Here is a 19,897-nt window from a genome sequence, read left to right on the forward strand (position 1 = left end):
CCTTTATCTCCCTGAGTTTTATGTTTTTATTTTGCCAACAGGTGCTGAATACGTGCCTTGAGGATATCAGTGGCAATACGGTTTTTACCACCACGGGGCACAATGATGTCGGCATATTGCTTGGACGGTTCAATAAACTGCAAAAACATCGGCCTTACCGTCTTTTGGTACTGGCTGATGACCGATTCCATGGTACGGCCACGCTCAGCAACGTCACGGGTCAAACGGCGCAGGAAACAAATATCCAGTGGTGTATCCATAAATACCGAGGCATCCATCAGATCACGCAGATGCGGGTCGGTCAGCAGCAAGATGCCTTCGAGGATAATCACCTTCTTGGGCGTCATGGTGCGGGTATCGCTCATCCGGGTATGCTCTGTGTAGCTGTATACCGGGATCTCCACCGAGTCACCTTCTTTCAGGCTTCGCAGATGCTGCGCCAACAATTCATGGTCCATGGCCTTGGGGTGGTCATAATTGGTTTTTACCCGCTCTTCCATGGACAGATGGCTCTGATCGCGATAATAGGCATCTTCTGCTATTACACCTATCTGATCAGTGCCCAAATCACGGCACAACTCTTCATATATGGTTTTTGCGATAAGGCTCTTGCCCGATGCACTGGCCCCTGCAATACCAATAATGACACATTGCTGCGAATTCATATACTTAAAACCTTACTCATCGTCCGAAATGCTAATGGATACACCGGTCTGGGGTCCCGTCTTTGCAAGACTGGCACCCACTTTCCGCGCTATTTCCCGGTAAATAGCGGCAATTTCACCCGAAGGCTCGGCAACCACAGAGGGATTACCTGCATCCATTCCTTCCCTGATGGCGATGTTTAAGGGCAACGCGCCAAGCAGCGGTACATGATAGCGCTCAGCAATTTTACTGCCGCCCAGGGTACCAAAGGGGTGTTCTTTGTGTCCGCAGCTCGGACACAGGTGGAAACTCATGTTTTCAACTATCCCAATGACTGGAATGTTGACCTTATTGAAGAGACTGATGCCCTTTTTGGCATCGAGCGTGGCGATATCCTGAGGCGTGGTAACCACAACGGCGCCGCTTACCGGCACCTTTTGAGACAACGTCAGCTGAATATCTCCCGTGCCCGGCGGCATATCCACCACCAGATAATCGAGCTCAGGCCAACTGGTTTCATTCACCAACTGCACCAGGGCACCAGCGGCCATTGGACCGCGCCAAACGGCAGCCTGCTCGTCGTCGAGAATAAAACCGATACTCTGGGCGGCAATCCCGTGGGCGTTGGCGGCGGTCATCATTTTGCCATCGGGGGACACAGGTTTAAAATCGGGCACACCCAGCATCAAGGGCACGGAAGGACCGTAAATGTCGGCATCCAAAATGCCTACGCTAGCGCCTTCGGCTGCCAGTGCCAATGCAAGATTTACGGCGGTGGTGGACTTGCCCACCCCGCCCTTGCCCGAGGCTACGGCAATGACGTTTTTGACGTTGGGAATAGGCGCTGCATTGGTATTTCCCGCATTGGCAGGGACTTGCAGATCGATTTCACACTCAACTTCGTCGATAACATCAAGCTTGGCCAGCGCCTTGGTCAATGTCATTACGGTATCTTTGTAAGTGGTTTGGCAGGGGTAAGGATAAACCAATCCAAGTTCAAGCCGACGGCCGTTCAAGGCCAGTTTTTGCACCATGCCTGCACTGACCAATCCTTTACCAAGCAGCGGCTCCACATGGGCCTCCAACACAGATAACACGGCAGACTTCAGTGGCTCTTCCAGTCGATAATTGTGCTCAGTTAACACCCAGTATTACCTCCCCCGCAAAAATTTGCCCAAGTGTATCAGATATTGCCAAAAAGATGCGTGCACAAATAACTCAATTGCACAGGCATTTGGTGAAAATAACGCGCGCATCGGTTAGTATCTAAGCCAATTATTTCGGGACCAACACGATTTTGAGTAAAGATGGCCAATTCACAACGTAAAATCCTTGTCACCAGCGCCCTTCCCTATGCCAACGGCCCAATCCATTTGGGGCACATGCTGGAATACATCCAGACCGATATCTGGTCACGTTTTCAGAAACTGCGCGGCCATGAGTGCCACTATATTTGCGCCGACGATGCCCATGGCACGCCTATCATGCTCAAGGCACAACAGCTGGGCATGGCTCCCGAAGAGATGATTGCCCAGGTCAACGTTGAGCATCAGCAGGACTTCGCTGACTTCAACGTGGCCTTTGACAACTATCACAGCACCCACAGCGACGAAAACCGCGCACTGGCGAGCGAGATTTATCTGAAACTTCGTGATGGCGGCTACATCAAGAGCAAGACAATTTCTCAGCTGTTCGACCCTGAAAAATCGATGTTCCTGCCGGACCGCTTCGTTAAGGGCACCTGCCCCAAGTGTAAGTCTGAAGATCAGTATGGCGACAACTGCGATGCTTGCGGTGCAACCTACAGCCCAACCGAGCTGATTAACCCGCGCTCTGCCGTGAGTGGTGCCACCCCGGTAATGAAAGAGACTGAGCATTTCTTCTTCGACCTGCCTGCGTTTGAAGGCATGCTCAAAGCATGGACCCGCTCAGGTGCACTGCAGTCAGAAATGGCCAACAAGCTGGACGAATGGTTCGAACAGGGCCTGCAACAGTGGGACATCACCCGCGATGCGCCTTACTTCGGTTTTGAAATCCCCGATGCGCCGGGCAAGTATTTTTACGTGTGGCTGGATGCCCCTATCGGCTACATGGGCTCATTCAAAAACTTCTGCGATAAGCGCGGCGATATCAATTTCGATGAGTTCTGGGCCAAAGACTCCAGCGCCGAGGTGTATCACTTTATCGGCAAGGACATCGTCTACTTCCACAGCCTGTTCTGGCCAGCCATGCTGCACGGCGCAGGTTTCCGCCAGCCAAGCAGTGTTTACGCCCACGGCTATGTGACCGTAAACGGCGCCAAGATGTCCAAATCCAAGGGCACCTTTATCAAGGCACGTACCTATCTGGATCATCTGGATCCTGAGTACCTGCGTTACTACTACGCAGCCAAACTCAGCGCCCGTATCGACGACCTGGATTTGAACCTGGAAGACTTTGCCCAGCGGGTGAACTCCGACTTGGTTGGCAAACTTGTTAACCTGGCCTCCCGCACCGCTGGCTTTATCACCAAGCGCTTCGATGGCAAGCTTGCCGCCGTGGCCGACAAGAGCCTGATTGACAGCTTCCTCGCCAAGCAGGACGTGATTGCTGAACTGTATGAAGCCCGCGAATACGGTAAAGCCATGCGTGAAATCATGGCGCTGGCCGACGTAGCCAACGGCTTTGTGGCCGATGCCGCTCCATGGCAGCTGGTGAAACAGGACGACAAGCAGGAAGAAGCCCATCAGGTATGCTCCAACGCACTGAACCTGTTCCGTATTTTGGTCACCTACTTAAAGCCTGTACTGCCACGCCTTGCCAAAGACGTGGAAGATTTCTTCAGGATGGAGCTGACTTGGGACGGTCTTGACAGCGATTTGAGCGGCCATGAAATTGCCCCGTTCAAGCCAATGATGCAACGGGTTGAACTGGACAAGGTTGCCGCCATGGTGGAGGCCTCCAAGGAAAACCTGCAGGCGACTGCTGAACCGGTTAAAACAGGCCCACTGGCAGATGACCCTATCAGTGAAACCATCAGCTACGAAGACTTCGCTAAAATCGATTTGCGTGTGGCGCTGATTCAAAAAGCCGAAGCCGTGCCAGAAGCCGATAAGCTGCTGAAGCTGCAGCTGGATATCGGCGGTGAAGTACGTCAGGTGTTTGCCGGTATCAAGTCTGCCTATAATCCGGAAGATCTCGAAGGCAAGCTCACTGTGATGGTGGCTAACCTCGCACCGCGTAAGATGCGTTTCGGCATGTCCGAAGGCATGGTGCTGGCCGCTGGCCCCGGTGGTAAAGACCTGTTTGTGCTGGAGCCACACGCGGGCGCCAAACCAGGTATGCGGGTGAAGTAAGCTCAACGTTGAAATGAAAAGGCCGCAATTGCGGCCTTTTTTGTATATTCAAGCGCGTGATTGTAACGCCTTAAACCGGATTATCGATATCGACAAAATGATGTGTCAGGCCAAATTCGCGGCGAAGATGCTCACCTAACGCCTCTATACCATAGCGCTCAGTGGCGTGATGACCCGCAGCAAAATAATGAATGCCCTGCTCTTTGGCGCTGTGGAAGGTGCGCTCTGATACTTCACCACTGATAAAGGCATCAACACCCAAACTCACGGCGAGGTCGATATAATCCTGGGCACCGCCGGTGCACCAGGCCAGGCGTTGTACTGGCTTATCGGCGTCAATGTGCAAAGGTTCGCGTCCCAGTACTTTGGCCAGCAATCCGGCAAACGCCTCACCACTCAACGCCGTATCAAGGCTCCCACCCCACAGTAAGCCATCGCCAACGGCTTCAAACGCCTCTGCATCCAAAATGCCCATGCGGCGGCCAAGGGTAGCGTTATTCCCAACCACGGGGTGCGCATCCAGCGGCAAGTGATACCCAAAGAGGTTAATATCATGTGCCAGCAATGACTTGATACGGCGCTGTTTCATCCCCACCAATACATCCGGCTCGTTTTTCCAGAAAAAGCCATGATGAACCAATATGGCATCGGCCTTGAGTTCTATGGCACGCTCAATCAATGCCTGACAGGCCGTCACTCCGGTGACTATGATTTGGATCTCCGCCTTGCCCTCTATCTGCAGTCCATTGGGGGCGTAGTCCTTAAATTTTCCGGTTTGTAAAAAGTCGGCCAGATACTGGCCCAAAACGCTGCGCTCCATGGCGCCTCCAACACTGTACTTAACTCTCAAGAGGTTACTGTCAAAGTGTACTGATCCTGAATTTGGGGTCAACCGATGCCGTGCCTGCCGGTCTTTGCCGGTGAAAAATTGGACAAGACAGGCATCCGCTTTTACTATGTCCGGGTAACCCAAACAACCATAGACGACAACAGGTTATATCAATATGTCTAACATGACCAAAGAAGAGGTGATCTCAGCCTTGGAGGCTGCGCTGGAGCAAGCCGAAGGCCGTAAGGTAAGCATTGAACAGAAAGGAAGCTGGTTCAAAATTGATGGTGGTAAATCGCTGCGCTTTGCTGAGCTCGAAGCCATGCTGGCTGAACACAGCGGCGGTGCGGCAAACGCACCCAAAGCAACCAAACCGGAGCCAGCAGCAAAAGCGGCACCCAAGGCGAATGCCAAGCCTGAGTTACAGGCCGAGCCCAAGGCCGCCGCCAAACCTAAAACGGCTCCCAAAACTGCAGCCAAACCCGCGACTCCCCCAGGCTCAGGCGGTCTGCTGCCAAAAGACCTTTGGAAACAGCAACTGCTGGCCAAGGGCAACACCCTGCCCCGCGGCGTAAAATAGACGCTCGTTTACAAGCCCCTCCTGTGGCCAAGGACGCAGCAAAGAGCCCGGCAATGCCGGGCTTTAATTATTTTAACGGAATTAGCCAACCATCACATGGCTTTATCGACTCTGACCATGCCCTGAAGGTATACCACGCGCACCTCATCACCAGCCTTGAAGGGCATGCCTGAGTCTTCGTCCTGCAAAATCATGATTTGCGTGTCGTCTTCCTGACGGATCATCAGCTCAATCAGACGAAGCTCACGATAACTGTCGCCTCCGGCCTGATTGGCAATCACCCCGCCAAGCAGGGCCCCGAGGACTGTCGCCACATCCTGTCCTGAGCCGCCCCCAAACTGATGGCCAATCACGCCGCCGAGCAAAGCGCCCCCAAAGGTTCGCCAGCCACGATGCTTGTCAGCCACCAATTCCTGCTGGGTCAGTCGACGCACTGAGATAACCTCACCATAAAGTACTTTTTCCACCGGCATCGCCTGATTTCTCTCGTAACCGGCACAGACCGAGCCTGAGAAACATGCTGTCAAAAGCACCAGACAATAGAGTGCAGGTTTCCACATAATCCAATTTCCGCTACTTTATTAGGATGAACCCTTTGATAGTACGCCTTTGTGAACGGCCTGTCTTTTATCGATGATGAACAGATAAGATTTCCTTCTCCCGAGCTCGCCTTGTCTGAGCCCAATGGGCTGCTGGCCATTGGCGGCTCCCTGCATCCCAAACGTTTGCTGGCGGCCTACTATGATGGCATTTTCCCTTGGTTCAATGCCGAGGACCCTATTCTGTGGTGGTCGCCTGACCCCCGGGCTGTCTTTCTTCCCGGTGAGCTTAAAATCAGTCGCAGTCTTAAGAAAAGCCTTAAAAAGCATCCATGGCGCGTCACGATCAATCATGCCTTTGCCGATGTGATGGCCGGCTGTGCTCAGCCCCGTAAAAAACAACGCGATACCTGGATAACCCAGGAAATTCAACTGGCCTACCTTGAGATGCACAGCCAAGGGCATGCTCACTCGGTAGAAGTGTGGATGAAAGACCGCCTGGTTGGTGGTCTTTACGGGCTTGCCATAGGAAAAGTCTTTTGTGGTGAGTCCATGTTCCATCGTGAAACCGATGCATCCAAGCTGGCGATGATGGCGCTGCACCAGCATTTACTGCAGCACGACTTTAAGCTGCTGGATGCGCAGATCATGAATCCGCACCTCGAAAGCCTTGGCGCCCGCGAAGTCAGCCGGACAGCATTCCTCTCGCTGCTTAAACGTTACCGGGACGAACCCGTCGCCAAAAGCTGCTGGCTGCCCAGGGAGATGCCAATTGGAAAGTAGTACCCACGTCAGCGTTGGGATAAGCCAGCTATTCCAATGCAGTTACCTTGAAGATCAACAGGAACAGCTACTCATTATTCAGGAGCCTTTTCTCGATCCCCTGTTGTTTGAGCGACTACTGCAGCTGGGTTTCAGACGCAGTGGTGATGCCATTTATAAACCCCGTTGCCCCAGCTGCAGTGCCTGTATCGCTCTCAGAGTACCGGTGCGCAGTTTTCAGCCATCCAAGCGGCAAAAGCGAACCCTCGCCAAAAATAAGGACCTGACGGTCAACTGGGTAAACGAGAGCAGCGACGAGCACTATGCTCTCTACGAAAAATATATCAATCTCAGGCACTTTGACGGCCCCATGTTTCCGGCAAGCAGAGAGCAATACGAGCATTTTGTTCTGTGTGACTGGGCACCGCCGGGATTTGTGGAATTACGACTTGAGGGAAAGTTACTCGCAGTGGCTGTGACCGACGTACTGCCAACCAGCCTGTCGGCTATTTACAGCTTCTTTGACCCTGACTTTGATGCCAGGTCCCTTGGCAGTCAGCTGATATTGACTCAGATGGCGCTTGCGGCCGACATGGACAAAGCCTTTGTTTATCTTGGCTATCAAATCGATGCCAACCGGAAGATGTGTTACAAGAGACTCTATCGCCCCTATCAAATCCTCACCCAGAACGGCTGGGAGTTTCATACCAACGCCAACCTCTGATTATCTCGGCTTTACCATGCTTATATCCCAGTGCGCCCTTTACAGTCAGGGGAAATTGCGGCATGATACGCCCGTTTTTCATCTTTGAAGGCTAATGGGACAATTATTTAATGGCGAAAGAAGACAGCATTGAGATGCAGGGCACTATCCTGGAGACTCTGCCGAACACAATGTTTCGTGTAGAGCTCGAGAATGGTCACGTGGTTATCGCCCACATCTCCGGTAAAATGCGCAAAAACTACATCCGTATCCTGACCGGTGATAAAGTAACCGTTCAGTTGACTCCTTATGATCTGACCAAGGGTCGTATCGTCTTCCGCGCTCGCTGATTTGCCCTTCAAAATAAAAAACCCGGAACATCCGGGTTTTTTTGTTGTTCTCAGAGGCCAAGGCCACCTCAGGTAACCTTCTCCAAACGCTCAGCAGAAATCACGATTTCCCCGTCTTTGGCATCGACGTGCGCCATGCCGCCATGCTCAAGTTCGCCAAAGAGGATTTCATCGGCCAGAGGTCGTTTAATCAAGTCTTTGACCACCCTGGCCATGGGTCTGGCGCCCATAGCTTTGTCGTAACCCTTCTCTGCGAGCAGGGTTCTGGCTTCATCACTGACCATCAGCGTTACCCGTTTGGCATCGAGCTGCGCCTGCAACTCGGTCAGGAACTTGTCCACCACCTTGGCAATAATGGTTAAATCCAGGTGGTTAAACCAAATGATGGAGTCGAGACGGTTACGGAATTCGGGTGAGAATACCCGGTTGATTTCCGACATGGCATCGTGGCTGTGATCCTGCTGTTTAAAGCCAATGGATTTACGCACAGTCTCCTGCACACCCGCGTTGGTGGTCATGACCAGAGTCACATGGCGGAAGTCCGCCTTGCGGCCGTTGTTATCGGTCAGGGTACCGTGATCCATCACCTGCAGCAGCAAGTTATAAACATCCGGATGGGCCTTTTCGATTTCATCCAGCAGCACCACACAGTGGGGCTGCTTAATCACGGCATCGGTCAGCAAACCGCCCTGATCGTAGCCCACGTAGCCAGGAGGGGCGCCGATGAGACGCGATACTGTGTGCGCCTCCATGTACTCAGACATGTCAAAGCGTACCAGCTTTAGCCCCAAGCATTTGGCAAGCTGATTGGTGACCTCGGTTTTACCCACACCGGTTGGCCCGGCAAAGAGGAAACTGCCCACAGGTTTGTTGTCGGCGCCCAATCCGCTGCGGGACAAACGGATAGCGGCACTCAAGCTCTCAATGGCTTTGTCCTGGCCAAAGACCACCATCTTGAGGTTACGCTCAAGGTTCTTGAGCATGTCCTTATCTGAGGTGGACACAGACTTTTCAGGAATACGGGCGATTTTGGCGATAATGGCCTCAATTTCCGCCTGGCCTATGGTTTTTCTGCGTTTACTGGCCGGTTGCATTGCCATGCGGGCGCCAGCTTCGTCTATCACATCAATAGCCTTGTCCGGCAAATGCCGGTCATTAATGTGTTTGGCGCTGAGCTCTGCCGCGCAGGCAAGGGCTGCCTGGGTGTAACGTACCCCATGGTGTTCTTCGTACTTGCTCTTGAGCCCCATCAAAATCTTGGTGGTTTCGGCCACCGACGGCTCGTTGATATCTATCTTCTGGAAGCGACGCGCCAGTGCACGGTCTTTCTCAAAAATACTCTGGTATTCCTGAAAGGTAGTGGAGCCCATGCAGCGCAAGGTGCCACTTGAAAGAAGCGGTTTGAGCAGGTTGGAGGCATCCATCACCCCACCGGAGGCAGCACCCGCACCTATAATGGTATGTATTTCATCAATGAAGAGAATCGCGTGCTTATCTGCTGTGAGCTCTTTAAGCAGGCTCTTAAACCGCTTTTCAAAATCCCCACGATACTTGGTACCCGCAAGCAGCGCGCCAAGATCCAGTGAATATACGGTGGCATCACGCATGACTTCGGGCACGTCGTCATTGACGATGCGATACGCCAAACCTTCGGCAATAGCGGTTTTCCCAACGCCTGCCTCACCCACGAGCAAGGGGTTATTTTTCCGGCGGCGGCAGAGGATTTGGATTGAGCGCTCGATTTCGTTGTCACGGCCGATAAGCGGGTCAATCACTCCCTGTGCGGCCAATAAATTCAGGTTGGCCGCAAACTGAGACAGCATGCTGCGCTGCTCTTCGCCCTGCTCTGAATGATCTTCGATGCGCTCCTGCTCAGATTCCTGAGGTGCATCTTCACTCTTTGAAAACCCATGGGAGATGTAATTGACCACGTCGAGGCGGGTAATATCGCTGCGACGAAGTAAATACACAGCTTGGGATTCTTGCTCACTGAAAATGGCCACCAGGACATTGGCACCTGTGACTTCGTTGCGACCGGAGGACTGCACATGAAACACCGCCCGTTGCAGCACCCGTTGGAACCCGAGTGTAGGCTGGGTTTCCCTATCATCATCGGGATCGGTAATGACCGGCGTGGTTTGAGAAATAAAGGTGGCGACTTCTTCCCTGAGCTTATCTATGTTGGCGCCGCAGGCAACCAAGGCATCCTGGGCTGATGGATTATCGATAAGTGCCAGCAGTAAGTGCTCTACTGTCATGTATTCATGGCGGGCATCCCTTGCCTGCTGAAACGCCAGATTCAACGTCACTTCAAGATCTTTGTTCAGCATAAATACCCCCTAAAACTGCTGCTAAAGCGCACGGAAAGACTTGATGCTTTAGGCTTTCTCCAAAGAACACAGTAATGGATGTTGGTTTTGTCTGGCAAATTGATTTACCTGAGCAACCTTGGTTTCGGCAATGCCGAAAGGAAACACACCACATACTGCCTTACCCTGATGATGGATTTGCAACATGATTTCTGTTGCCTGATGCTCATTCATCTTGAAGAACAACTGAAGTACTTCTACCACAAAATCCATGGGGGTGTAATCGTCATTATTCAGGATCACCTTATACATGGACGGCGGCATCAGTTCAGTGTCGGCACGCTCGACTACTCTTTCTATATTTCCTGCTTTTGCCATATAGCAATATTAGCCTCTCAAATACAGTGCACCAACTGGCCTGACCAATTGATACCACTTAATTAAGCAGATGTTGCCTCTTTGTTAATTTTAGCTTGACATCCGCTTTTAACGCTTTCATTCTGTTCAACGAAGCGGAGTTAGGAACCCGCTTAATTGGTTTTACTATCTTACTGGGAAGTAGACAACAGAAGGAAGTGGAAGTATGGCAAGCGGGACTGTTAAATGGTTCAACAACGCCAAAGGATTCGGGTTTATTTGCCCTGATGAAGGTGGTGAAGATGTATTTGCCCATTATTCAACTATCGAAATGGAAGGCTATCGAACTCTAAAAGCAGGCCAACCAGTCCAGTTCGAAGTTGAGCAAGGTCCAAAGGGGATGCACGCTTCAGCAATCACACCTGCTCGATGATGCGTCGAAAGGTAAAGTTAAAAAGGCAGGAATAATTTCCTGCCTTTTTATTTTTAGTTCTTTTCCCTGCCATTTATTTTTAACACCCATTAAAAAAGGAGAGCCTGAGCTCTCCTTTTTCAACGACTGACTATGCTCAGTGGCTCATCAGGCCGTTCAGGGTCGCGCTTGGGCGCATTACTGCACTTGCCTTGGCAAAATCAGGACGATAGTAACCGCCGAGATCCACGCTGTGGCCCTGTACACCAATCAGCTCCGCCAAAATGGTTTCTTCGTTGGCAGCAAGCTTATCAGCCAACTGACCGAAGTGAGCAGCAAGCTCGGCATCGGCAGTTTGCGCGGCCAGTGCCTGAGCCCAGTACATGGCCAGGTAGAAGTGGCTGCCACGGTTGTCGATTTGACCTACACGACGGGCTGGTGACTTGTTTTCGTCCAGGAACTTACCGATAGCAGTATCCAGGGTATCGGCCAGCACCTGCGCCTTGGCAACACCGGCGGTTTGGGCCAGGTGTTCGAAAGATGCAGCCAGTGCCAGGAACTCACCCAGTGAATCCCAACGCAGGTAGTTTTCGCTCTGAACCTGCTCAACGTGCTTGGGCGCGCTGCCACCGGCACCGGTTTCAAACAGACCGCCGCCATTCATCAAAGGCACGATCGACAGCATCTTGGCGCTGGTACCGAGTTCAAGGATGGGGAACAGGTCAGTCAGGTAGTCACGCAGTACGTTACCGGTAACTGAGATGGTGTCTTTGCCATCTTTCATGCGCGCCAGCGAGAACTGGGTTGCTTCAACCGGAGACATGATGTGAATTTCCAGACCTGAGGTGTCGTGCTGTGGCAGGTAGGCTTCCACCTTCTTGATCAGCTCAGCATCGTGGGCACGGTTTTTATCAAGCCAGAACACCGCTGGAGTCTCAGACAAGCGGGCGCGACGAACGGCGAGCTTCACCCAATCCTGGATTGGCGCGTCTTTCACCTGACACATACGGAAGATGTCACCGGCTTCAACAGTGTGGCTCATCAGCACAGAACCCGCCGCGTTAACCACAGTCACCACGCCGTCTTCGGCGATTTCAAAGGTTTTGTCGTGGCTGCCGTACTCTTCGGCTTTCTGCGCCATCAGGCCCACGTTAGGGATGGTACCCATGGTGCGGGGATCGAAGGCGCCGTGCGCTTTACAGAAGTTGATGGTGGCATCGTACACACCGGCATAGCAGCGATCCGGGATCATAAACTTGGTGTCTTTAAGCTGGCCGTCCGGGCCCCACATCTGGCCTGAAGAGCGGATAGCCGCAGGCATGGAGGCATCGATGATGATGTCACTTGGTACGTGCAGGTTGGTGATGCCCTTGTCAGAGTTCACCATGGCCATGGCAGGACGCTCGGCGTACACGGCCTGGATATCGGCTTCGATGGCGGCGCGCTCGGCTTCCGGCAGAGACTGGATTTTGGCAACCACGTCACCAAAACCGTTGTTTACATCCACACCCAGACGTTCGAAGGTTTCGGCATGCTTGGCGAACAGTGGCTTGAAAAACACTTTAACAGCGTGACCAAACATGATGGGGTCAGACACCTTCATCATGGTGGCTTTCAGGTGCAGCGACAGCAGCACATCTTCTGCCTTGGCGGCTTCGATTTCGCGCTCAAAGAAGGCAACCAGGGCATTTTTGCTCATCACAGCTGAGTCGATGATTTCACCGGCTTGCAGCTTAAGACCTGATTTCAGAACGGTTTCCACACCGGCTTTGCTGGTGTGCACTATGCTGACGCTATCGGCATCGGCCAATGTCACAGACTGCTCAGAGCCGTAAAAATCACCGGCTTCCATATGAGATACGTGAGACTTGGAGTCGCTTGCCCACTTGCCCATGGAGTGTGGGTTCTTGCGGGCATAGTTTTTCACTGACAGCGGCGCACGGCGGTCGGAGTTACCTTCACGCAGTACAGGGTTTACTGCACTGCCTTTAATCTTGTCGTAACGGGCCTTGATAGACTTCTCTTCATCAGTCTTTGGCTCTTCAGGATAGTTAGGGATGTCATAACCCTGAGCCTGCAGCTCTTTAATACAGGCTTTGAGCTGTGGGATAGAAGCAGAGATGTTTGGCAGCTTGATGATGTTGGCTTCTGGCTTGGTGGCCAGTTCGCCCAGTTCAGCCAGGTGATCGCCAATGCGCTGGGCATCGGTCAGCTTCTCAGGAAAAGTAGCAATAACGCGACCGGACAGAGAGATGTCGCGGGTTTCGATCTTCACGCCGGCTGGCTCGGCAAATGTCTGAAGGATAGGCAGCAGGGACAGGGTAGCGAGTGCTGGCGCCTCATCGGTTTCAGTGTAAATAATCGTTGGGGAATTATCTTTCATTTTGCTTCCTACGTGATTGTATAATTTAAAGATTTATAGTTTTTATTCGATATTCACGATGAGCAGTATACGCACCTGACTTCACCGCACGGTAACCGGTCGTCCAGTGGTTACCGGAAAGCTGGGCTGCCGATATGGGCATTGATCACATTTTGATGGCCGACATCATAGAGCATTCGGCCCAATATTCAAATTCCACTTAGGGCGAACAGGGGTTACCCTATAGCTAGGTACTGTACAGTTAGAGCTACAAAGGAAATCCACACGCCGTGTCGTCCCCTTCCCGCGCCAATCACCCGTCGGCCAAACGCCCTGCCCGAAGCCCATCAACTCGGAAACCACAGGGCGAGAAAAAAGGCTTTGCAACCAAAATTAGCCAGCAGACAGATGCAAAAAACCGTAAATCATTCAATGACAAAGGACCGGGAACTGACAAACGGATGTCAGAGAAAATCGCAGAACGGCCAAGCGCCAAGGCTGCGCCGCGCAAGCCCGCGGTTACCCAGCTGGTGCTGTTCAACAAGCCCTTCGATGTGTTGTGCCAGTTCACCGATGAAGCCGGCAGGCAAACCCTGAAGGACTTTATTCCTTTGCCCGGCGTCTACGCCGCAGGCCGGCTCGACAGAGACAGTGAAGGCCTGTTGCTGCTCACCAACGATGGCCAGCTGCAATCCCGTCTTACCGAGCCGAAAAAGCAGACCTATAAAACCTATTGGGTGCAGGTCGAAGGCATTCCCGACGAATCGGCGCTGGATAAACTGCGTGAGGGTGTTGAGCTTAAAGATGGCCCTACTCTGCCTGCCAGGGTACGCCGCATCGATGCGCCTCAAATTTGGCCGCGCAATCCGCCGGTGCGGGAGCGAAAAAGCATTCCGGACTGTTGGCTCGAAATTCAGATTTGCGAAGGTCGCAACCGCCAGGTTCGGCGCATGACGGCCCACATTGGCTATCCCACGTTAAGGCTGGTGCGCGCCGCCATAGGTGAGATAAGACTTGGACATCTTGGCAGCGGCGAGTACCGGAAGCTTAACCGGGACGAGATAAGTAGCCTGAGCACCACCCTTGGCATAAAGCGCTAGCTTAATAATTAAGGAAGCCCGATGGAGCGCTACAAACCCAATGTGACCGTTGCCTGTATTGTTCATTGTCAGGGCAAATTCCTGATGGTGGAAGAAATCATCGACGGCAAGTCCGTTTTTAACCAACCGGCAGGTCACCTTGAAGCGGCGGAGTCGCTGATTGATGCCTGCAAGCGGGAACTGTGGGAAGAGACAGGTATCAGCGCCGAACCGAGTCGCCTCCTGGGCATTTATCAGTTCAGTGCCAGTGCCGAGCTTGCGTTTTTACGCTTCACCTTTGTGTGTGAACTGGATGAACCAATACACAGCGAGCCACAGGATCAAGCAATCCATGCCCTGCACTGGCTTACTCATGCAGAGATTAACGACAGCAGCCGCTACCTTCGAAGCCCGCTTGTCAGCCGCTGTATCGACGACTATCTGGCTGGCAAAGGTGCAGAACTCAGCATCCTAGACAGCGAACTTCTTTCCATAGCCGCTAGTACCAATCCATGATAGAATACGCCCCCGAAAAAACGCCGCAGTTTCAATGCCGAACAGATAAACAACAGGCGCTGGATCAAGTATTGATTAGCCATTGTTTTATCTGAGTTTTACCTGCAATTGCTCTGATTTCACTTGCAGTAAATGCGAATGGCAGCGGTGATTGGTTACTCGAAAGGATCATTTTCAACGTATGACGTCAACTACAGCTTCTCCCGCTGAAATCGCTGCCAACAGCAGCAAAAAAGTCATTGTCGGCATGTCCGGCGGTGTGGACTCTTCTGTCTCTGCGTACCTTTTGAAACAACAGGGGTATCAGGTTGAAGGCCTGTTCATGAAAAACTGGGAAGAAGATGACACCGACGAATACTGCGCCGCCGCTGAAGATCTGAAAGATGCTCAGGCCGTGTGCGATAAGCTCGGCATCAAGCTGCATACAGTGAACTTTGCCGCCGAGTATTGGGATAACGTGTTTGAGTACTTCCTCGCCGAATACAAGGCCGGCCGTACCCCAAATCCCGACATCATGTGCAACAAGGAAATCAAATTCAAAGCCTTCCTTGAATTTGCGGATGACATCCTCGATGCCGATTACATCGCCATGGGCCACTACGTGCGCCGCCGCGACACAGACGGTAAAACCGAAATGCTGCGCGGCATCGATGGCAATAAAGATCAAAGCTACTTCCTGTACACCTTAAGCCACGAGCAGGTTGCCCGCAGCCTGTTCCCTGTTGGCGAACTGGAAAAGCCAGAAGTACGCCGTATCGCCGAAGAGCAAGGGCTTATCACCCACGATAAGAAAGATTCCACCGGTATCTGCTTTATTGGAGAGCGCAAGTTTAAAGACTTCCTCGCTACCTACCTGCCCGCCCAACCCGGTAACATCGAAACGCCTGAAGGCGACATCATTGGCCGCCATGAAGGCCTGATGTATCACACCCTCGGCCAGCGTAAAGGCTTAGGGATTGGCGGCATGAAAAATTCAAACGACGATCCCTGGTATGTGGTTGACAAAGACATGGCCCGTAACGTGTTGGTGGTGGCACAGGGCCACGAGCATCCACGGTTGATGTCAAAGGGCATGCGCGTTAACCAGCTGCACTGGGTTGACCGTACTGGCCCGGCAGATGGCGCAACCATCAGCGTGAAAACCCGTTATCGCCAGCAGGACATCCCCTGCACCGTGAAGATTATCGATGAGCAAACCATCGAAGTGCTGTTTGATGAGCCGGTGGCCGCCGTCACCCCCGGTCAGTCAGCGGTGTTTTACGATGGCGAAGTCTGCCTCGGCGGCGGCATTATCGACACCCTGATAAAGGACTGAGCCATGAGCCAAATGCAAGCGCGCACCATGGCCTTCGCTGGTATCTTGCAGGCCCTCGCCCAGGTGCAATACATCGCCCGCCACGGTGACAGCGACACAGATGCCATGGCCGCCAGTTTCAATACCATTATGGTGACCAATCCAGAACAGCCAGAAGACGTCTACGCCGACAAAGATCAGCTCAGAGTCGGCTACAAATGGATTTTGAATCAGCTCGGTGACGGCGAAAGTAAAGACGTGGAGATGACCCGCTATCTGGTGGGGCTTTTGGCGCTCGAGCGCAAACTGTCCCGCAGTAATGCCGCCCTTGGCATGCTGTCTGAGCGCATTAACCAAATTCATCGCCAGCTGAATCACTTTGCCATCACCGACGAGCAAGTGATTGCCAATCTGGCCAGTATCTACAGCGATATCATCAGTAACCTCGGCCCCAAGCTGCAAATTACCGGCAACCCCAATGTGCTGCAGCGCCCCTTGGTACAGCAAAAGATCCGTGCCCTGCTGCTGGCAGCCATGCGCAGTGCCGTACTTTGGCGCCAACTGGGTGGCAAACGCCGCCATCTGGTGTTTGCCCGCAAGGCCATCGTTGATACTGCAAAGAAAAATCTTACCCTATAGACAAATAAAGCCATTCCATTAAGGAGCTTATCAATGGAACTTTCTGCACTGACAGCTATCTCCCCGGTCGACGGCCGCTATGGCAGCAAAGCCGCCGAACTGCGTGGGATCTTCAGCGAGTTCGGTCTCACCAAGTATCGTGTTCAGGTCGAAATCAACTGGCTCAAGCTGTTGTCCAGCTGCCCTGAAATCGAAGAAGTTCCGCCATTCAGTGAAGAGGCCCTGGCCCTGCTCGATGGCATCAAAGACAACTTCAGCGAAGCCGGAGCCCTGCGCGTTAAAGCCATTGAAGCCACTACCAACCACGACGTTAAAGCCGTGGAATACTTCATCAAAGAGCAGTTCGGTAACAACGGTGAACTGAAAGCCGTTGATGAATTTGTGCACTTTGCCTGTACCTCTGAAGACATCAACAACCTGTCACATGGTCTGATGCTCAAAGAAGCACGTGAACTGGTGCTGGTACCTTACTGCCAGAAGATAATCGATGCCATCAAGGCGCTGGCCAAGACCTACAAGAGCGTGCCCATGATGTCACGCACCCACGGTCAGCCTGCCTCTCCTACCACACTGGGTAAGGAAATGGCCAACGTGGTGGTGCGCCTTGAGCGCCAGCTTGCCCACATCAAAGCCGTGGAAATTCTGGGTAAAATCAACGGCGCCGTAGGTAACTACAACGCCCACCTGTCTGCCTACCCGGAAGTTAACTGGCATGCCCTGTCTCAGCGCTTTGTGACCAGCCTGGGCCTGAACTGGAACCCGTACACCACGCAAATTGAGCCGCACGATTACATCGCCGAGCTGTTTGATGCTGTCGCTCGCTTTAACACCATCGTGATTGACTTCGACCGTGACATCTGGGGTTACATCGCCCTGGGTCACTTCAAGCAGAAGACCATCGCCGGTGAAATCGGCTCTTCCACCATGCCGCACAAGGTGAACCCAATCGACTTCGAAAACTCCGAAGGCAACCTGGGTATCGCCAATGCGCTGATGCAGCACTTGGCCTCCAAACTGCCGGTATCCCGCTGGCAGCGTGACCTGACTGACTCTACCGTACTGCGCACCCTCGGCGTGGGGATTGCCCACAGCATCATCGCCTATCAGGCGACGTTAAAAGGCATCAGCAAGCTGGAAGTAAACGAAGCCAGCTTGGCCGCTGAACTGGACAGCAACTGGGAAGTTCTGGCTGAGCCGGTACAAACCGTGATGCGCCGCTACGGCATTGAAAAGCCATACGAGAAGCTCAAAGAGCTGACCCGTGGCAAGCGTATCGATGGCCCACAACTGGCTGCCTTTATCGATGGTCTTGCGCTGCCAGAGCCGGTGAAGGCCGAGCTGAAGCTGATGACCCCGGCAAGCTACATCGGCCGCGCCGAAGCCTTCGTGGACGAATTGAATTAATCCACTTAAATGGAGAGGCGGCAAGGGAAACCAAGCCGCCTTTTTTAACACTATGTATAAGCTCAATCTCGATATTCAGGCGTTCCTCGCCAATGACTGGCAACAGGCCCCAAAAGTATTCAAAGGCGCTTTCCCTGACTTTGAAGATCCCATTGCTGCAGACGAGCTCGCGGGTCTTGCCTGTGAAGAGGAAGTGTCCAGCCGCGTGGTTGTCACCAAGGGTAACGACTGGGAAGTCATTTCCGGTCCCTTCGAAGACTACGACCGGTTTGGTGAGACCCATTGGCAGCTGCTTGTGCAAGCCGTAAACCACTGGTACCCCGAATCCCAGCCCCTGGTGGAAGCCTTCAGATTCTTGCCAGACTGGCGCTTTGATGACCTGATGGTGTCTTTCGCCACCCCGCAGGGCGGCGTGGGACCTCACATCGACAACTACGATGTGTTTATCATTCAAGGCGAAGGCCAGCGCCGCTGGACCGTGGGCCCCAAGGGCAACTACCAGCGCCGCGGTGGTGTAACGACCTCACCCCTGATTGAAGACTTTGAGCCCATTATCGATGTCGTGCTGGAAAAAGGTGATGTGCTTTATATCCCGCCCGGCTTCCCTCATCAAGGTGAAACCCTGACTCTGGCACTCTCTTATTCCATGGGGTATCGCGCGCCCAGCCAGCAGGAGCTTGCAGGACAAATTGCCGATCAGTTGATGGATGAAGACAAGGGGCACAAGCGCTTTATCGCCGTGGATGGCGCCGCGAGCCATGGCACTGTGAGCCTGGCAGAGCAGCAAGGCATCATGCAGCTTATCCGCGACCTTTGTAATGACACCGATAACGTCGTTAAGGTCCTCGGTAAACTCTTAAGTCAGAACCGCTTCGACCTGGATATCCAGGAAGATGAAAGCATCGATGCCGACGCCCTGGTTGAGGCTCTGAATGAAGGGGCTGTGCTGATGCGGATTGGTGGCCTTAAGGTGCTCAAAATGGAAGGCGACAGCCAGGCAAGGCTCTTTGTGGCAGGCGAGAGTGTGATAATTGAAGGCGCTTCGGAAGAAGAGCTGATCGAGGTATCCAACTCAGTCAACGTCAATGCTGAGCTGGCGCAGCTGCCACACTGGCAGGGCTTCTTTGTTCAGATGCTGCAAAAAGGCTATTTCTATCTCGGCGAAGACTGACTACCTGACGGAACCTTGTCGAGTCTGTGAATAGTTTCGTTAAGACTCAGCCAAATAATCAAAAAGGCACCTAAAGGTGCCTTTCCTGTTTTTGAGGTTGCTGCACTGACAGGCAGTCTAAGACTTAGCCCCAGAGTTTGTCATCCTGCTGGATTTGATACAGGCTCTGAGCACGGGAAATCAGCATATTAGCAAACTTGGCCTGTGTGGGGTCTTGTACCGCACCGGACTGGATCAGATTCTCAGCTTTAAGTTGCCACATCATGGAGAAGTGTTTCAGTGCATCACGGGCGGTTTGTGCTACTTTCACATCGACATAATCGGTTGGCAGGTCACCAGACATCACCCAGTAGGTTTGTTTGGCAGGCTTTTGTGCTTCCATCTTCCACACCGCAACGTAAGGCACCAAATAGCGGCTTTCATCGATCAGTACTTTACCGGGTAAAATGCCCTTCTCAGCCAGAAAACGGTTGGCTTTTTGGAACTGGGTACGCACCCACTCCTGGCGCAGCGCTTCGGGATCCTGTGCTGCTGTTTCAACCTGGGGTTCTTGGGTTTGCTCAGTCATACTTCTTTCCTATCTTATTGTTATACCGCACAATCTAACACTG

At 52.8% G+C, this 19,897-nt stretch carries 20 protein-coding genes; 12 read left to right on the plus strand and 8 right to left on the minus strand.

All coding sequences use genetic code 11. The features are described from left to right. Positions 1–26: 26 nt before the first annotated feature. Both udk and apbC read right to left on the minus strand, forming a co-directional pair. The gene (gene udk / locus SAMA_RS10675; RefSeq protein WP_011760160.1) at positions 27–665 is read right to left on the minus strand and encodes a uridine kinase; all 639 of its coding nucleotides are present in this window, start codon (positions 663–665) and stop codon (positions 27–29) included. Between the two features lie 12 nt (positions 666–677). Continuing rightward, on the minus strand, positions 678–1,790 hold the full coding sequence (apbC, locus tag SAMA_RS10680; protein WP_011760161.1) for an iron-sulfur cluster carrier protein ApbC: 1,113 nt from the start codon (positions 1,788–1,790) through the stop codon (positions 678–680). Positions 1,791–1,952: 162 nt separating this feature from the next. Here apbC and metG point away from each other — a divergent pair, with 162 nt between their 5' ends. Beyond that, on the plus strand, positions 1,953–3,980 hold the full coding sequence (gene metG / locus SAMA_RS10685) for a methionine--tRNA ligase (RefSeq protein WP_011760162.1): 2,028 nt from the start codon (positions 1,953–1,955) through the stop codon (positions 3,978–3,980). A gap of 70 nt (positions 3,981–4,050) precedes the next feature. Here metG and SAMA_RS10690 read toward each other — a convergent pair whose 3' ends face one another. Continuing rightward, positions 4,051–4,800: a Nif3-like dinuclear metal center hexameric protein gene (locus SAMA_RS10690; RefSeq protein WP_011760163.1), complete on the minus strand. Its 750-nt coding sequence runs from the start codon at positions 4,798–4,800 to the stop codon at positions 4,051–4,053. Positions 4,801–4,984: 184 nt separating this feature from the next. Between SAMA_RS10690 and SAMA_RS10695 the strand changes: the two genes are divergently transcribed. After that, entirely contained in the window at positions 4,985–5,389 is a 405-nt protein-coding gene (locus SAMA_RS10695) for a hypothetical protein (protein ID WP_011760164.1), read from the plus strand. Positions 5,390–5,481: 92 nt separating this feature from the next. Here the strand turns inward: SAMA_RS10695 and SAMA_RS10700 are convergent, their stop codons facing one another. Next, positions 5,482–5,949, minus strand: a complete 468-nt coding sequence (locus SAMA_RS10700; protein WP_011760165.1) for an outer membrane lipoprotein — start codon at positions 5,947–5,949, stop codon at positions 5,482–5,484. Between the two features lie 51 nt (positions 5,950–6,000). On the opposite strand from SAMA_RS10700, the gene aat reads away from it, so the two are divergent. The 3 genes from aat (at position 6,001) to infA (ending at position 7,743) form a co-directional block, all read left to right on the plus strand. Further along, positions 6,001–6,711 carry a leucyl/phenylalanyl-tRNA--protein transferase gene (aat, locus tag SAMA_RS10705; protein WP_011760166.1) on the plus strand — a complete coding sequence of 237 codons (711 nt, stop codon included), beginning with the start codon at positions 6,001–6,003 and terminating at the stop codon, positions 6,709–6,711. Continuing rightward, entirely contained in the window at positions 6,701–7,414 is a 714-nt protein-coding gene (locus tag SAMA_RS10710) for an arginyltransferase (protein WP_011760167.1), read from the plus strand. The genes aat and SAMA_RS10710 overlap by 11 nt, the downstream gene beginning before the upstream one ends. A 110-nt stretch (positions 7,415–7,524) precedes the next feature. Further along, the gene (gene infA, locus SAMA_RS10715) at positions 7,525–7,743 is read left to right on the plus strand and encodes a translation initiation factor IF-1 (RefSeq protein WP_011760168.1); all 219 of its coding nucleotides are present in this window, start codon (positions 7,525–7,527) and stop codon (positions 7,741–7,743) included. A 68-nt stretch (positions 7,744–7,811) separates the two neighbouring features. Here infA and clpA read toward each other — a convergent pair whose 3' ends face one another. Together clpA and clpS are read right to left on the minus strand one after the other, a co-directional pair. Beyond that, positions 7,812–10,073, minus strand: coding sequence for an ATP-dependent Clp protease ATP-binding subunit ClpA (clpA, locus tag SAMA_RS10720; RefSeq protein ID WP_011760169.1), 2,262 nt, complete (start codon positions 10,071–10,073; stop codon positions 7,812–7,814). 48 nt (positions 10,074–10,121) lie between these two features. Next, a complete protein-coding gene (gene clpS, locus SAMA_RS10725; protein ID WP_011760170.1) occupies positions 10,122–10,430 on the minus strand; it encodes an ATP-dependent Clp protease adapter ClpS in 309 nt (102 codons plus the stop codon). Between the two features lie 205 nt (positions 10,431–10,635). Between clpS and cspD the strand changes: the two genes are divergently transcribed. Next, positions 10,636–10,842: a cold shock domain-containing protein CspD gene (gene cspD, locus SAMA_RS19395; RefSeq protein WP_011760171.1), complete on the plus strand. Its 207-nt coding sequence runs from the start codon at positions 10,636–10,638 to the stop codon at positions 10,840–10,842. A gap of 136 nt (positions 10,843–10,978) precedes the next feature. Here cspD and SAMA_RS10735 read toward each other — a convergent pair whose 3' ends face one another. After that, positions 10,979–13,204 carry an NADP-dependent isocitrate dehydrogenase gene (locus SAMA_RS10735; RefSeq protein WP_011760172.1) on the minus strand — a complete coding sequence of 742 codons (2,226 nt, stop codon included), beginning with the start codon at positions 13,202–13,204 and terminating at the stop codon, positions 10,979–10,981. 269 nt (positions 13,205–13,473) lie between these two features. Here SAMA_RS10735 and SAMA_RS10740 point away from each other — a divergent pair, with 269 nt between their 5' ends. The 6 genes from SAMA_RS10740 to SAMA_RS10765 all read left to right on the plus strand — a co-directional run bounded on the left by SAMA_RS10740 (position 13,474) and on the right by SAMA_RS10765 (position 19,286). After that, entirely contained in the window at positions 13,474–14,283 is an 810-nt protein-coding gene (locus SAMA_RS10740; RefSeq protein WP_408640216.1) for an rRNA large subunit pseudouridine synthase E, read from the plus strand. Between the two features lie 21 nt (positions 14,284–14,304). Then, positions 14,305–14,778, plus strand: coding sequence for an NUDIX hydrolase (locus SAMA_RS10745; RefSeq protein WP_011760174.1), 474 nt, complete (start codon positions 14,305–14,307; stop codon positions 14,776–14,778). Positions 14,779–14,959: 181 nt separating this feature from the next. Next, complete coding sequence (gene mnmA / locus SAMA_RS10750; protein WP_011760175.1) at positions 14,960–16,093, plus strand: tRNA 2-thiouridine(34) synthase MnmA; 1,134 nt, start codon at positions 14,960–14,962, stop codon at positions 16,091–16,093. Positions 16,094–16,096: 3 nt separating this feature from the next. Continuing rightward, positions 16,097–16,711, plus strand: coding sequence for a high frequency lysogenization protein HflD (gene hflD, locus SAMA_RS10755; RefSeq protein WP_011760176.1), 615 nt, complete (start codon positions 16,097–16,099; stop codon positions 16,709–16,711). A 33-nt stretch (positions 16,712–16,744) separates the two neighbouring features. Then, a complete protein-coding gene (gene purB / locus SAMA_RS10760) occupies positions 16,745–18,115 on the plus strand; it encodes an adenylosuccinate lyase (RefSeq protein ID WP_011760177.1) in 1,371 nt (456 codons plus the stop codon). 52 nt (positions 18,116–18,167) lie between these two features. Further along, positions 18,168–19,286: a cupin domain-containing protein gene (locus tag SAMA_RS10765; protein ID WP_011760178.1), complete on the plus strand. Its 1,119-nt coding sequence runs from the start codon at positions 18,168–18,170 to the stop codon at positions 19,284–19,286. 124 nt (positions 19,287–19,410) lie between these two features. Here SAMA_RS10765 and SAMA_RS10770 read toward each other — a convergent pair whose 3' ends face one another. Continuing rightward, on the minus strand, positions 19,411–19,854 hold the full coding sequence (locus tag SAMA_RS10770) for a DUF4826 family protein (protein ID WP_011760179.1): 444 nt from the start codon (positions 19,852–19,854) through the stop codon (positions 19,411–19,413). Positions 19,855–19,897: the final 43 nt, after the last annotated feature.

This window comes from Shewanella amazonensis SB2B (genome assembly GCF_000015245.1).
Classification (GTDB): Bacteria; Pseudomonadota; Gammaproteobacteria; order Enterobacterales; family Shewanellaceae; genus Shewanella; species Shewanella amazonensis.

Bases quoted from the DNA above. Each gene is read 5' to 3' on its own strand.
- udk (WP_011760160.1), bottom strand. From the start codon at position 665: ATGAATTCGCAGCAATGTGTCATTATTGGTATTGCAGGGGCCAGTGCA.
- metG (WP_011760162.1), top strand. From the start codon at position 1,953: ATGGCCAATTCACAACGTAAAATCCTTGTCACCAGCGCCCTTCCCTAT.
- SAMA_RS10690 (WP_011760163.1), bottom strand. From the start codon at position 4,800: ATGGAGCGCAGCGTTTTGGGCCAGTATCTGGCCGACTTTTTACAAACC.
- SAMA_RS10695 (WP_011760164.1), top strand. From the start codon at position 4,985: ATGTCTAACATGACCAAAGAAGAGGTGATCTCAGCCTTGGAGGCTGCG.
- SAMA_RS10700 (WP_011760165.1), bottom strand. From the start codon at position 5,949: ATGTGGAAACCTGCACTCTATTGTCTGGTGCTTTTGACAGCATGTTTC.
- infA (WP_011760168.1), top strand. From the start codon at position 7,525: ATGGCGAAAGAAGACAGCATTGAGATGCAGGGCACTATCCTGGAGACT.
- clpA (WP_011760169.1), bottom strand. From the start codon at position 10,073: ATGCTGAACAAAGATCTTGAAGTGACGTTGAATCTGGCGTTTCAGCAG.
- clpS (WP_011760170.1), bottom strand. From the start codon at position 10,430: ATGGCAAAAGCAGGAAATATAGAAAGAGTAGTCGAGCGTGCCGACACT.
- cspD (WP_011760171.1), top strand. From the start codon at position 10,636: ATGGCAAGCGGGACTGTTAAATGGTTCAACAACGCCAAAGGATTCGGG.
- SAMA_RS10735 (WP_011760172.1), bottom strand. From the start codon at position 13,204: ATGAAAGATAATTCCCCAACGATTATTTACACTGAAACCGATGAGGCG.
- SAMA_RS10745 (WP_011760174.1), top strand. From the start codon at position 14,305: ATGGAGCGCTACAAACCCAATGTGACCGTTGCCTGTATTGTTCATTGT.
- mnmA (WP_011760175.1), top strand. From the start codon at position 14,960: ATGACGTCAACTACAGCTTCTCCCGCTGAAATCGCTGCCAACAGCAGC.
- hflD (WP_011760176.1), top strand. From the start codon at position 16,097: ATGAGCCAAATGCAAGCGCGCACCATGGCCTTCGCTGGTATCTTGCAG.
- purB (WP_011760177.1), top strand. From the start codon at position 16,745: ATGGAACTTTCTGCACTGACAGCTATCTCCCCGGTCGACGGCCGCTAT.
- SAMA_RS10765 (WP_011760178.1), top strand. From the start codon at position 18,168: ATGTATAAGCTCAATCTCGATATTCAGGCGTTCCTCGCCAATGACTGG.
- SAMA_RS10770 (WP_011760179.1), bottom strand. From the start codon at position 19,854: ATGACTGAGCAAACCCAAGAACCCCAGGTTGAAACAGCAGCACAGGAT.